The organism is Nitrosospira sp. Nsp2 (assembly GCF_003050965.1).
In the GTDB taxonomy this organism is placed as follows: domain Bacteria; phylum Pseudomonadota; class Gammaproteobacteria; order Burkholderiales; family Nitrosomonadaceae; genus Nitrosospira.
In genome coordinates this window covers 530798-545167 of the sequence record NZ_QAOU01000001.1, presented here as the reverse complement: position 1 = coordinate 545167, position 14370 = coordinate 530798, and the positions used below count along the sequence as shown (strand labels likewise).

Annotated in this window: 8 protein-coding genes; 2 read left to right on the top strand and 6 right to left on the bottom strand. The window is 57.6% G+C overall.

All coding sequences use genetic code 11. From position 1 onward, the window contains the following. Positions 1 to 139: 139 nt before the first annotated feature. Positions 140 to 1618: an alkaline phosphatase PhoX gene (locus C8R31_RS02405; RefSeq protein WP_107692459.1), complete on the top strand. Its 1479-nt coding sequence runs from the start codon at positions 140 to 142 to the stop codon at positions 1616 to 1618. 421 nt (positions 1619 to 2039) lie between these two features. Here C8R31_RS02405 and C8R31_RS02400 read toward each other — a convergent pair whose 3' ends face one another. From C8R31_RS02400 to C8R31_RS02375, 6 genes are all read right to left on the bottom strand, one after another. Next, a complete protein-coding gene (locus tag C8R31_RS02400; RefSeq protein WP_107692458.1) occupies positions 2040 to 6011 on the bottom strand; it encodes a translocation/assembly module TamB domain-containing protein in 3972 nt (1323 codons plus the stop codon). A 23-nt stretch (positions 6012 to 6034) separates the two neighbouring features. Continuing rightward, positions 6035 to 7831 carry an autotransporter assembly complex family protein gene (locus tag C8R31_RS02395; RefSeq protein WP_107692457.1) on the bottom strand — a complete coding sequence of 599 codons (1797 nt, stop codon included), beginning with the start codon at positions 7829 to 7831 and terminating at the stop codon, positions 6035 to 6037. A 406-nt stretch (positions 7832 to 8237) separates the two neighbouring features. Continuing rightward, a complete protein-coding gene (locus C8R31_RS02390; protein ID WP_219907424.1) occupies positions 8238 to 8903 on the bottom strand; it encodes a membrane integrity-associated transporter subunit PqiC in 666 nt (221 codons plus the stop codon). Continuing rightward, a complete protein-coding gene (locus C8R31_RS02385; protein WP_258192531.1) occupies positions 8900 to 10513 on the bottom strand; it encodes an intermembrane transport protein PqiB in 1614 nt (537 codons plus the stop codon). The genes C8R31_RS02390 and C8R31_RS02385 overlap by 4 nt, the downstream gene beginning before the upstream one ends. 86 nt (positions 10514 to 10599) lie before the next feature. After that, on the bottom strand, positions 10600 to 11226 hold the full coding sequence (locus tag C8R31_RS02380; RefSeq protein WP_258192499.1) for a paraquat-inducible protein A: 627 nt from the start codon (positions 11224 to 11226) through the stop codon (positions 10600 to 10602). Next, on the bottom strand, positions 11223 to 11909 hold the full coding sequence (locus C8R31_RS02375; protein WP_107692456.1) for a paraquat-inducible protein A: 687 nt from the start codon (positions 11907 to 11909) through the stop codon (positions 11223 to 11225). The genes C8R31_RS02380 and C8R31_RS02375 overlap by 4 nt, the downstream gene beginning before the upstream one ends. Positions 11910 to 12188: 279 nt before the next feature. Between C8R31_RS02375 and ftsH the strand changes: the two genes are divergently transcribed. Further along, positions 12189 to 14018: an ATP-dependent zinc metalloprotease FtsH gene (gene ftsH / locus C8R31_RS02370; protein WP_107692455.1), complete on the top strand. Its 1830-nt coding sequence runs from the start codon at positions 12189 to 12191 to the stop codon at positions 14016 to 14018. Positions 14019 to 14370: the final 352 nt, after the last annotated feature.

The following is a 14370-nucleotide window of genomic DNA, read 5'->3' as shown; positions in this document are numbered from 1 at the left end:
TTAATTCTGAAACATTGAATCTCTAAAATGAGCTTCGCCCTTCGGGTAGCAGGGCTCGCCCCTCGCCTCTATTCACCGGGGGGTTCGGAAACATTGTTCAATAAGTAATTCGAACTATCCATCTTAGGGAGCCAACACGATGGCAGGCATGCAACGCATTGCGCTCGCGATTGCCACCACTTTGACGATCAGTGCCGGATTCGCGGCGGGCACCCAAGGCCCAGGAAGTTCGCAGACGCCTTATGTCACCCCCACTGCAGCGGGCTGGCATGTGACTTCTATCATTTCTGTAGGCGACGCCGCCGCCAATGGCTACAGGATGGTCGGCTTCCCGGATGGCCTGGGTGCTTACGACAACGGCAACGGCACCTTCACCGTGTTGATGAACCATGAACTCGCTCCAGGCGCCGGTATTGCGCGCGCCCATGGAGCCACCGGCGCCTTTGTGTCCGAGTGGGTGATCAACAAGGCTGATTTCAAGGTGATCAGGGGGGCTGATCTAGCCACGACCCACTACCTGTGGAACCGTTCCGCCAATCGCTATGAGGCCGCAACCGGGGCAGTCAACAGCTTTAACCGTCTTTGCTCTGCCGATCTGCCCGCCACCTCTGCCTTTTATGATAAGGCAAGCGGCAAAGGCACCACAACGCGCCTCTTCATGACCGGTGAGGAAGCCGGCAGCGACGGGCGCGCTTATGCGTTCATTGTGTCGGGAACAAACAAGGGCAAGGCGTATGAACTGCCTAAGCTGGGCAAATTCTCATGGGAAAACAGCGTTGCCAATCCCTACTCCGGTGACGACACCATTGTGATCGGCACCGACGACTCCACGCCGGGTCAGGTCTACATTTATCGAGGCGCGAAGACTGATAGTGGTCTTGAAATCGACAAAGCCGGCCTGACTAACGGCACCCTCGCGGGGGTCAAGGTTGCACCAAATCCGGCAATTACCGGCAACTTGGAATCCGGGCAGATCAATGGCACGTTCTCCACCGTTGCGGTGGATACCGCCGTCGATGGCGCAACGCAACAGGCGAACAGCCGGGCCGCAGGCATTACCGAGTTTGCGCGCCCTGAGGATGGCGCCTGGGTGGATGCAAAAACCTTCTACTTTGTTACAACCGGGGCCGATCCCGATGGTCCCGGCTCTGTCGGGATGCAAACGTCCCACCTGTATAAGTTGGTGTTCGATGAGGCAAGGGGTGAGGTCGATTACGGCAGCGGGTCGATTACCATGGTGAAGGACAGCGACACGCTGATCGGAACTGACGGCAAGGGTGCCCGGAAGTTTGACAACATGACTGTCGGGGAAGACGGCAAAGTGTACATCCAGGAAGATCCGGGCGACAGCGCCTATATCTCCAAGACCTGGATGTTCGATCCCGCCTCGAACTCATGGAAACAAATTCTTGAATCGGACCGGGCGCGGTTTCTTGCGCCGGCAGCGCCATTCAACCACGATGAGGAAAGCTCCGGCATTATCGAGATTACCTCCATCCTGGGGCGGAACGACGGACGGCGTTACTTCCTCGCCAACGCGCAGGCACACTACGGCATTCCCGGTGAACTCGTCCAGGGCGGCCAGCTTTATGTCATCAACGCAGGGCCGCAACCCTGAACCTCTGGCTTATGGCTTAATGCCACGCACCCTCGGGCTCATTGGCGTGTGCGGATGTGGCGAGACGGGATGCCGCGGCTCGACCCGCGCTCCAGGTCAATCTAAACGCAGCATATATAGCACATCTATTGCGTTGTTGAGGGCGCTCTCGTTGCCACGTGATCTTGTGGTCAGGTTATAGGTTCAGGTTCAGTTTCGTCACCGTAAATCGCCTCACTAAAAAGTAACCGAAGGGGAGTAACAAGAAGAATACGTTACCTAAGAGTTCGATAACCGGACCAATAGAGCTTATCGGCAGGGGTAACTGAGAAACAGGCGTCTCTTTAGGGAATACGCAATCGCTATCGATCCGGCGCCTCCTTAACAGGGGAATTGGATGTGCCTCCCGATTGTATTTCCCGCAACCAAAGCAATGCTGCCTTCAATCGAAACGCAGCGTGTAGAGTAGGTCTATTGCGTTGTCGAGGCCGGCTCGCGTTACTACAGTGATCTTGGGCGTCAGGTTATACGTCAGTTTCGTCACCCCTGCCACCGCCATCAATCCCTGCTCATAGGTGATATAGGCCCGGTCCGACAGGCGCTTGCCTATCACGCCAACCTGCCCCATTAGCGGGTCGATTCCTGACTGGCGGATGGAGAGCTCATCCACCCCGATTGTCCGGCTGATTTTCTCCATCACACCCCCGGCCTGCCCCCCCATGATGGAGCTCGCGGCCGCGAGCAACAGCGACGCATCCGTCTTTCCTCCGGGGGCGCGGCCCAGCGCGATCCAGGACAGCTTTTCCATATCAGGCACGTTAGGCGTCGAAACGAGTCGTACTTTAGGTAGACGCACGGTGCCGGTAACCTCCACGCCCGCTTCCACCGGCAGTCCCTTGCGCAGGGCAAGCACGTTCAACGCGGGATCGTCGATTGGACCCTGGAAATTTACGATCCCGCGCTCGACCACGAGATTTTGACCGTAGGCCTCAAACTTTGTATCGCGCGCGGCTATGGTTCCCGTGGCGCGCAGGGGTCGCCCCGGCTCTCCCCGCAGCTGCAACTCCCCGTCCAGCCGCCCCTGAAGACCAGAAGCGCGTATATAGAAGCGCTCACCAAGATCGAGACGGGCCTCCACATCGATCCGCAGCCCCTTACGATCGGGTTGCGCCCCCCCATTCGTATCCTTCCCGATAACGACGACATCATCCGGCAAATGCGGGCGTCCAGCAGTAGGCTGGGCGAGAAGACCGGCGTCGGCAGCGAGCGCGCCCCGTAAGGTGAGCATGTTGTTTTCCAGCGTTGCGCGACCGTTCCCGGAAGCAATAATCCAGCGATCGGGACGCTGCGCCAGCGGCAACAGGCTGGCGGTGATTTCCAGATTACCGCGCTGGCCCGTCAGGTCGATGTCACCGGCTGCGCGCAAGGTGCCGGGACCTTTTTCCAGCTTCAAATTTTTGAGCAAGGAGTCCTTGGGCATGGGCTGATGCGGAGCGCTGAAGTGCAGGGCGTCCATATGCACTGATTCCTGGTCGAAATGCGCCGCCAGCGTTCCATGCTCGAGCCATACGCCCTGGTCCAACAGAGCCACCGCCAGATTGTCGCCGCGTATGCGGCCTTGAAGGCGCGGCCGGTTCAGCGTGCCCACCACATCGGACTGCAATGCCAGTTGGCCGCCGGTCCTGAGGTTATTGTCGTTTCCGAATGCTGCCCCTGCCCAGGAGATATCCTCCATGTTGACCGATATGCTGCCGCTGAGCGGCGCTTCAGGCGCTACTGTCCACTTGAGGGCGCTATCATCCGATCGCGTTATCGGAACCGCAACGCTTGCACTCACCAGGCCCAGACGCTTTCCCTGCGCTTTCAATTCGCCCGCCACTTTCCCATCACCGGCACGCGCGGACATCTCAAGCGTTTGCAGTCCAAGAGAAAATGGAGGTTCTCCCGGCAATACCCAATCGCCACTTTCGCGCGCCACGCGTACCGCGCCGCTCAGTTGCGCAGCGGAGGAGGCAATATCCCATTCGCCCCCCAGCCGAAGCATCTGCTCACGTTCCCCGGCCGCTTCCGCCTCACCTCCGCCTCCGCCTTCCATTTGGCTGATCCGCGGACGCAATCCGATGCGACTAAAATCGCCCTTGCTGTTCCAAGTCTGCGGCGTCCATACAATGTGGTTGATGTTTATATTACCGCCCGCGATGGCAATGCTTGCTGTGCCCAGCGAAAGCTGATTGGCGGCCACTTCCAGAGGAGCGCTATCTTTCATCCGGAACGTGAATTGACCGTTGCCCGACAGCTCGGCCAGCTTGCCTGTCCACCGGGCATCCCGCCACCCCTGCAGTTTCTGCAGCGATTCATGCAGTCCTCCGCTGATTTTCAGGTCCAGGTTCTGGTTTTCGCCCAGCCGGGCTGTAGATACCAGCTCGTGCTCCCGGCTGAGCCCCCTCATCTCCAGCTCAAGAGTTTGCAAAACAGTCTTTTGAGCGGTCCCATAATCCTTGAGTGACGCTGTCAAGGCGATCTCCTCACCCCGCAGCGACCCATTTGCGGAGAAGGCGGCGAGCTTGTGATCTCCGCGAAAGGACAGGCTTTTCCCTTCGGCGCTGAAGCGTATATCGGGCAATTTCTGACCGGGTCGCCCGAAATCGGTAACCCCGGTTTGCATTACCACCTCGGCATCGAGAGACCCGCGCAGCCCCAACCCGATTTGCGCAAGCTTGGGGGCGACAAGGCTCAGTAGTAGCTGGTCGCCCTTATGGCCGATCCCGCCACGCGCCACCAACTGGTTCAGACCCAACCGCAACTCGACTTCTCCGGAGCCCCGCGCCGTCGCCAGGTCGCGGCCAGAAAATTCGATGCGGCCATCGCCCGTGACCGCGTGTTCCGCTATCTGGCTATTCCCCATCCTGAAGTCAACCTTAGCTGCCGGTCCCGCTGCGGAAGGAGACTCGAGCTCGCCGGCAACCTTCAACGTTGCGTTGAGACTTGTCCGGGGGACCTGCAAGAAGGCGGAAACATCGAAGTGTTGAAGGCTGCCTTCGAAATTGAAAGAACGGGGCACGTCCAAGCCGAGCTTCCCGCTGCCTGTCAGGGCCGCCGCCCGGCCATGCCTGAGATGCAGCTTTTCCAGGCTGAGCGTTTCCGCGTCCTTCGCGAGAGTCACATCGAGTTTCAGGTTTTTGTCCGTGAGCGTCAGAATACCCTCTTGCCTTTTTGCATCGCCGCTCAGCTTCATTGTCCCGTCAATACGCCCGGTACGCAGACGGGTATCAAGTCGCGCTGGATCCAGGCTAATCACCCGCAGATGCCCGGAAGCAGAGCCCCGCTTGTGCCGCCAGGATACATTGCCTGTGATCTTCCCCCCGTTCGGTAGTGCCAGCAGCAGGCCGTCAAGCTGCAACAACTCTGCGGAAATCAGAGCATCCGCATCCATTTCGAGTAGCGGCAGGCCACCCTGATCAAGTGGCCTCGCACCGCGGTTCTTACCGCTGAGGCGTCCTTCAAGCTCACCGGCAGTGTTTTCTCGCAGATCGGCTTCCAGGTCGAGCCTGGCTTCCGGTGCCGCCGGCGAGAAAGCATGAGGATCAAGGCCATTCACCGCCATGCGTAGACGTGCAATCTTGAGCGGGTCGTACGGCCGCAGCTGCGCCTGGGCTTCACCCATCAGCCCGCCACCTTCTCCGTCTGCCTTTACGTCCAGCTGTCCAAGGCTGCCGCGGACAATGGCGGAGATACGGCTTTGTTGCGCTTGCGTCGCACCCGGTAAAGCCAAACCCTCCAGCTCCATGCGAGCGCTCAAGCTGAAGGGTTCGGTCCCCGCGATCTCGCCCGAGGCGGCCAAGGCACCAAAATCCAGCCGGACGCGCAGTTCGGGCACCCGATGATGGCTGCCGTCGCTAAAGAAGCTGGCGGCGAGTTGAGTTGCGGCAAAATCCGGCTTCCCGCCTTCCGCGGGCAATACGCGCAAGGCGCCGATACCGAGCTTGTGTAACCTGACGCCAACAGGCAACTCAAGGGTTTGGGGAAGAGACCGAGGCTCCGAAGAAGGCGGAGAGATGATCTCGAGGTCTTCCATCGCCAGGGATGTAATCTCCAGCAGCCCCGACTTCAGGGAACTCGGCTGCCAATTCAATATTACGTTCTGGGCGACGACAAGCAGGTCGTCCGAGCCCAGGCGCACGGTACGCGCGGTGACCGATCGCATGAGGGTGCCATCCAGTCCCTCAATGGATACCTGGCCGTTGCTAAGATGGGACACCGTCGACCCGGCCCATCGCAGACCGGATGTGCTTGCCGTCAGCCAGACACCGAAGCCCGCAACCATCGCAACAAGGATCAAAACCAGCAGCGCAGCTCGCCGCCATCGCTGCATGACAGACTTAGGGGACCGGTTTTCCGTTATTGAAGGTTCCATATCCGCCTCATCAGTCAGGCCGGTTAGAACGCCACGGCAATGGAAAAGTGCATCCGCAGTTTGCCGTCGCGATGACCTCGGGCGAGATCCAGCGCGAGCGGGCCTACCGGGCTGCGCCAGCGAATTCCGCCGCCATAGCCGACAACAGGATCCAGCCGATGCCAGGTATCGGCGGCATCCCCGATATCGGTAAATATGGCAGCACCCCAGTTCTGGGTAACCCAGTGGTTGTATTCGATGGTTGCGGTGGCAAGGACGCGTCCCCCGACCACGGCACTGCCCTCCTGCACACCCAGGCTCTGGAAGGGATAGCCTCTGACCGACTGGATGCCGCCAGCCCGGAACAGGTATTCCTGCGGTATGCCGAAGCGCGACGGAGCGAACGTATAGCCGAGCTCTCCCCGCAGGAACAGGACATGCCGGTCCCCAACCGGATACCAGAACTGATGCCGCGCGTAAGTACGCACAAAGTCCTGATCGGAGAGGACCTGTTTGCTGCCGCCCGCCACCCGCAATTCGGTCACGCTGCCATCGCGCGGAAAGAGGGGATTATCCACGGAACGGTAGCGCAACAGCCCATCCAGCGCCAATGTTTGATTGACCGAGTGCACCCCCCCTTTGGGGTCGCGGTCTTCCCGTTGCCAGTTTATTGCAAGCCGCGTTTCGGTATTGCCGGATAGCTGATTACGGCCCATGCCTACTTTTTCCCGGATCGTGTCAAGGTTCTGGATCGATGTTCTCTCTGCGGTCCCCCCCAACGAAAACCAGCGGCCCGCCTGGTTGGGCACACTGTCGAGGGTGGCTGCCAGCGTCTGGCGCTTCTGCTCCAGGCGCAAGACGCTGTTGAAGCGCACAGCGTCATCCAGAAGGTTGTTGTTGGTGTAATTGATCTCGCCGCGTGCGCCGGTATTCGAGCTGTAGCCGGCGCCAATGGAAACGCGCTGCGTTTGCGCCTCCGATAAAACGACTTCCACCGGCGCTGCCTGGTGCACGACCGGGTCCGTATCGATATGGACGACGGCCGAACTGAATTGGGGCATATTCTGCAGCTTCGTCTGAAAGGCGAGCAACTCATCCCGCTTATAAGGATCGCCTGTTTTAAACGGCGCCAAGCCTCTTATTAACGATTCATCATAACGGCTAAGTCCTTTTATGATCAGCGGTCCATAGCGAACCGCCGGTCCTGAATTCACCGTGACCCATAGACGAGCCTGGGACGAGGCGGCATCGACTTCCGCCCTGCTTTCCTCAATCTGCGCCGCGGGATATTCTTCGCTTGTCACGCTGGATAACAGTAGCGCTTTGGCTTCGTCCCACATAAGCGACCGAAACGGCTGGCCGGTTCGCAACGGCCAGGCAGCGCGCAGTTTCTCAATCCGCGCAAGCCGCCCCGGTTCTTTGATTGCCAGGTCACCCTTGACTTCGATACTGATTACGGCAACCAGGGTTTGAGGGCCCGGAATGACCTCAAGTACTGGCGGCTTGTCAGGCGGAGCCGGAAGAACCGCTATCGTCGGGTTGAAATAGCCTTCGGTCGCGAGAAGCTCCCTGATCTCGCGATGAGCCCGCCGCTCGAAAGCGGCACGCGCGAATTCATCCGTAAGTGGCGCAGCCGGAGCCTGGAAGTGCGTCTGCAGCAAACTTTTGACCGGTTCAGGCGCGTTTATAGTGATGGAGGGAGCGGGTTTCTTTTTCCAGAACAGTTGCGCCTCAGCCGTCCCGATCGTTAGCGCTAGCGTCAGACAAAGCAATACCGGCATGAGTACCGGTATCGAGATGGGCGCTGAGCGAAAACGGGGAAAGTAGGGGGTGATAAACATGGCTCAATGAGACCACGCGGCGGAAGACCCTGATAGCAGGATTTAAGGGCATTTCCGACCGCAATCATTTCGAGTCCCCCTCGCCGCATGGTCGTCGAGTTGCTAAATTGCCGATTCAGCGGTACGGCAAACCAGGGCTTGCAAAGATGGGTGTTGTGCTCGAGTAGAAGTGGCACAGCTGCTGGAACTGTTGATAATACCTAGCCGCACCTGTCGCTGCAACCGAAGAGAACAGCAGAAACCCGTGTTCCTGCGCCAACGCTGGATCGTCAGCATGAGGGCCACGCCAAGCGGTACAGTGCAAATCGCTGTCCGCGAGTATTCCGGCGGAAGATATCGGGGCCGCCAATCGGATAAGTCGGAACAGTATTAAAAAGGCGGCTGGATACCTGATTTCGCTTTGCCGTTAGCCTCCGGCATTATCATCCATTATTTTTTGTGGGCCGCAGGTTGCCGCTCCACCGCCATTCAGCTCCCCGAGATTCTCCGCTATTCTTCCCGCGGCAGTGGCAACCACATCTTGAATACCTTTGACCAGGCTTTCGACATCGCGGCCCGCTGCCTCCGATATCGCCGAATAACAGGCCGCGCTACGTCCCTGAGTCGAACTCGTGATTGTCCAGTCAAACCTCGCGTTAACCCTGCCGCCGATCGTTGCATTGAATTGGCTAAGTTCAACCGCAATACGATAGACCGGTTGACCGGGTAGCCGGCCACCCCGGATCACTTTTATCGCGCCAATTTTTCCCGCGATGGCCGCGGCAAGAGCATCCCGCAGTTCGTGATTAAAAGGGGAAGACCACCGGGCCTGTTCAAGAACCAGGAGTTCACCTTCCTGACCCTTGATACTGACGACAAGCTGCGGACGGGCAAGCCGCTCCGGTATGCTGACCGGCATTACCTCAATAAAAATCGGCGTAGCCGAATATCCTGGATATGGGTCCTTCTCCCGTATATCAGATGGCACCGATAACGTATAAAATCTCGTTTTTTCCCCTACCGAGGCACAACCGGCGGCCAGGGCCAACGCAGCCAGTAAACAGATTGAGATTGAACCGGGCGAGAATTTCAAGGCTTGTCCTCCCGCTTACCCCGGATTATCGCTTCCGGATGACGCTCCAGATAGTCTGTCAGAACTCTCAACGAAGCAGCGGCACGCGCCAGTTCCTGTAAAGTCTCGCGCAAATCCTGCTGCAACGGGGCATCTTCCGCCAGGGTCCGTTCCACCGCACCCAGCGATTTACGCACGTCCTTCATCGCGCCGGCAATTTCTGGTGCAACATCGTTATTCAACTGTGCCGTCAGTTGTCCCGCCCTGTCCAGCGTTTGCTTGAACGCACGTAAAGATTGCTGCAAGTCGTCCCCTATTTGATCGAACGGGACTTTACTGACCTTGCGCGTTATTTCCGCAATCTGCGCCTGAATTTCATCGGAACCACCAGGGATGGTCGGCAACTCGATAAGTGTACCGGGAGCGCTCACATCCGCACCGGGCGGCCCTGCTTTTTTTGCAACCTTCGATGGAAACCCTTTAGGAAAAAAATCCAGGGCAATAAACGCGTGGCCGGTCAGAAGATTAGCCGTTCGTAGTTGCGCGACCAGACCACGGTCCAACATCGATTGCAGACGTTGCTGCGGCGTATGGGCTGGCTGCTTTCCCTCATCAACAGCGACCGTTCCGCTTAGACGTGCAGGATAGACTTCTCCCAGCACCGGCATGACGAATTCTTTTTGGCTGCTGTCATATTCGATTCCAACCGATTTGACCTTCCCGAGGACGACGCCGCGAAAGCTTATCTCCGCGCCAGGCGTCAACCCGCGCACCGATTGCTTGAAATTGAGCAATACCATCCTGGGCTCTCCATCTTTTTCTGTCAACGCTTCAGCGTGGTTTGCCGCCAAGGTGAACGCAGTATTTTCCGCGGCTTTAGGACCAGAGCCTCCGTCTGGCGCCTGGAACGAGAGACCCCCGAGCACAATGGAAGCGAGCGATTGGGTTTGAAGCGAGAAACCAGCGGGACTTAGTTGCATTTCAATGCCGCTGGCGTGCCAGAAGCGCGTATTGACACCGACAAGCCTGTCATAAGGGGTATTAACGAATATACGTACGGTAATGCCTTTGCCATCGTCATCGAGATGATACGCAATGACCTGTCCCACCTTTATGCGGCGGTAATAAACGGGCGCGCCGATATCCAGTGAGCCGATATCGGCGGTATGCAAGACATATTGTTTGCCGGAGGCGTCGCGCGTAACGACCGGCGGCGACTCCAGTCCCGCAAACGTAGCTTTTTTTTCACTTGCAACACCCGCCTCGGCGCCTATATACGGTCCGAATAGCAGGGTGCTCAGTTCCGATACCCCCGATAGCGCCACCCGGGGGCGAACAACCCAGAATCGGCTATCGGCTGCGGTAAAGCTCTTGGCTTCTTTTTTTAACTGCACCCGCACCAGAACATAAGAGCGGTCCTCACTAAGGGTGACGGATTGCACGAGGCCAATTTCAACTTCTTTATACTTAACCTTGGTCTTGCCCGCTTCCAACCCCTCTCCGGAACTAAACATTATCGTAATCTCCGGGCCGCGCTGGATTATGGTATTAACCGCAAGCGAAATCCCAATAATGGCGGCAAGTATGGGAATGAACCAGATTAATGAAGGAACCCAATCTTTTTGGCGCACCTTTTGAGGTACGGGTATTGGTTCGTCCAAGTGGGTGGTTTCCCCCGTATCCCCTGTGTTCCCTGCCTCATTGGGCCTGTTCCCGTTCACGCCGGTGCCCCGGAATCTTGTTCGGCGGCATCCCACAGTAAACGAGGATCAAAGCTCATTGAAGCAAGCATGGTTAGTATCACCACTGCCGCGAATGCCGCGATTCCGGGACCGGGGTGAACCTCGACAAAGCCGGGGATCTGTACGAGGCCGGTCACCAGGGACACGACGAAAACGTCCAGCATTGACCATCGACCGATTACTTCGACCACGCGATAAAGCTTTGCCCGCTGCAGAAGTTGCCAGCGAATACGCCGTTGCACCGTTATCAAAAGCAATATCATGACCGCCAGCTTGAACAGCGGCACCACAAAGCTGGCGATAAAAATGACAGCTGCCACCGCCCATGAGCCTGAAACCCAGAAATAGATAATACCGCTCATGATAGTGTCGTGCTGCTGCTCACCCGGAAAGGATGAGGTAATCATTACAGGAAGCATGTTTGCGGGCAGATACAGTATGCAGGCCGCAATCACGAAGGCCCAGGTTCGACGCAAGCTGTTAGGTTTCCTCATATGCAGCTTTGCTCCGCAACACTCGCAACGTTCGCCCGCTTCAACGGCTTTCCAGAGCTTCGCGCAATGAGCACAGGCAACCATGTTCAGGCTGGCCGCCGTTTTCACGATGCTTTGTCCTTTACGGCTTTTTCGATTGATCCACCGGTTCCGGTTCTGTTTGCCGGCATCGCTTTATCGTCATCATTGTTGAGCAGGGACATGTGCCACATACATTGCGGATCGAATGAGAGCACTGATGCGAGAAGCAACGCGAGCCCGCCCAATGCCCACAGCGAGATTCCCGGCACGACCGTTGCCATGCTCGTCATTTTGACGAATGAAACGATCGCGCCGAGCAGGAGAATCTCCACCATTATCCAGGGCCGCAACAATTGAATCATTCGCACCAATAAATTGAACCCTAGTGGATTTACCAGCCGGTTTATGCATACAAGCAGATAGAACAGAGTAAAGAGTTTAACGAGGGGGAACGCAATGGTCGTTGCGAACACCAGAAATGCTATCAGGGGCATCCCTGCAGCATTCATGGACAACACCGAGCCGATGAGCGTCATTTGATTGGAACGACCATGAAGTTCGATCTCCATAATCGGAAACCCGTTTGCGACAATGTACATGATCAGAGTTGCAATAGTCAGCGGCAGAATGCGCCTTCGATGGGCCCGCATGTCCCGTTCCAGCTCGCCGCCGCACCGACTGCAATGCGCGATCTCGCCTGGCTCCAACGCTGGCCGGCTGTGAATCGCATCGCAATGTTCACAAGCCATCAAATACGGTATTTCTTGCATGAGCAGTAACCGTGGCCGATTTTGGAGGGTCCCATCACGTCACCTGAAGGACATGTCCGACGAGGACATCAAATGTTTGTCAACTCGACTCAGGGAGTCGAAACCCTTCTCAAAGTAGAACTCACTTCGAGTTTTAGTCGAGCTTCTCGACTTTTACCAGCTTTTAATCGCCCTAGCCCACCCCGGCATGGTTGTATTCGGCGGCTGAGCCCCCCATCTGCTATGCTGGAACTGGACGAAATTGTCTAGAGCGAGCAATTGGACATTGAGGAAGGATAAATGGACAAGAAAGCGCAAATCAATTTCTGGTACATCATTATCGCGATATTCGGCATTTTGCTGATACAAGACCTGTATTCTCAATATACCAAGGTCGAACCCATTCCTTACAGCCGCTTTCACGAATTACTGGATCAGGGCAAGATCGCGGAGATCGCCATAACCCAGGATCGCATCTACGGCACGCTGAAGGAGAAGGGCGCCAATGGGCTGAAGGAGTTCGTTACGACGCGCGTTGAATCCGATCTGGCCGATCAACTGGACAAGCACAACGTAATCTACACTGGCGTCGTTCAAAGTACCTGGCTGCGCGACCTGTTGTCCTGGATCGTGCCTATGGCGGTGTTTATAGGAATCTGGCTGTTTCTTATCCGTCGCATGAACCCTGGCGGGATCAGCGGGGGGCTGATGGCGATCGGCAAGAGCCGCGCAAAGGTATTCGTGGAGAAAGAGACGAAAGTTACCTTCGACGACGTGGCCGGTGTCGACGAGGCAAAGGATGAACTCAAGGAAATCGTCAATTTTTTGAAGGATACGCAAGGGTATAGCCGCCTCGGCGGGCGCGCGCCCAAGGGTATCCTGCTGGTTGGACCGCCGGGCTCGGGCAAAACGCTGCTGGCCCGCGCCGTCGCCGGTGAAGCGGGTGTGCCGTTCTTCTCGATTTCCGGCTCGGAATTCGTCGAGATGTTCGTCGGGGTTGGTGCCGCGCGCGTGCGCGACCTGTTCGAGCAGGCTCGTCAAATCGCGCCAGCAATCATTTTCATTGATGAGCTGGATTCGCTGGGGAGAGCCCGGGGCGCCTACGGGTTAGGCGGGCACGACGAGAAGGAGCAAACGCTGAATCAGCTCTTGGCTGAACTCGACGGTTTTGATCCGAAAAGCGGAGTGGTGCTGCTGGGGGCGACGAACCGTCCCGAAATCCTCGATCCGGCGCTGCTTCGCGCCGGCCGGTTCGATCGCCAGGTCCTGGTGGATCGGCCGGACAAGCTGGGCCGCGAGCAGATTCTGGCAGTGCATTTAACGAAGGTAAAACTTGATCCCGATGTAAAGCCGGAACAGATCGCCGCTCTAACGCCTGGCTTCACGGGAGCGGATCTTGCAAATCTGGTCAACGAAGCGGCGCTGCTCGCCACCCGGCGAAACGGCTCGGCAGTGACGATGAATGACTTCAACAACGCCATCGAGCGCGTGGTGGCCGGACTTGAGAAACGCAACCGCCTGCTCAACCCGGTCGAGCGGCGCGTGGTCGCTTTTCACGAATTAGGGCACGCCATGGTCGCGCTTGCCCTGCCAGGAACTGACGAGGTTCATAAGATCTCGATCATTCCTCGCGGAGTCGGCGCGCTCGGCTATACCATCCAGCGACCGACGGAGGACCGGTTCCTGATGAAAAAAACGGAACTCGATAATAAAATGGCTGTGCTGATGGGAGGACGCGCGGCCGAGCAGGTGGTGTTTAACGAGATATCCACCGGCGCGACGAACGATCTGGTGCGTGCTACCGACCTTGCTCGAGCCATGGTGCTGCGCTATGGCATGAGCAGCGCCCTGGGGAACGTGGCCTATGACCGGGAGCGCTCAGCCTACCTGCAACCGGATTTTCCCCTGCCACAGAGCCGCGAATACAGTGAAGAAACGGCGAAAGCCATAGATAACACGGTACGTACAATGGTTGAACGTGCATTGGAGCGCGCCATCGCGATCCTGAAGACGAACCGAAGCTTGCTGGACCGCACGGCGGAAGAACTGCTCAAGAGCGAAACGCTTAACCCCCCCCAGATAGAAGCCCTGAAAAGGGAAATCCGGCGGGGCGAAGCCCTCGCGGCCTGAGCGGGCAACCGTCAAGCGCTTCAGCTTGATGAACCTCTTAACAAGTCCTGCGTGGAGCGCGTTCCCGGCAAATTCGGAGTGAGCACAACGCCAGCGCAGGACGTGGCTTCAACTCTTGGTCGGCGGCGCAAACGCGTTCAACGCGCAAAGCCGATGGGGCATGATTTGTCGCAACCCGAAGAGATGTGGCTGTGGACAGTCTGCTTTGTCGTGCTCCCGGGTCGGCATCGATCATTGCTCGGCCATTCGCGTCACCGCCTTTCGCGCATCCCATCCCGGGAAGCCCATTATCACGGGCGAGAGGACTTATTGAGAAGCTTTTTAAATAACTATAATTTATCCCGGGTTTCAC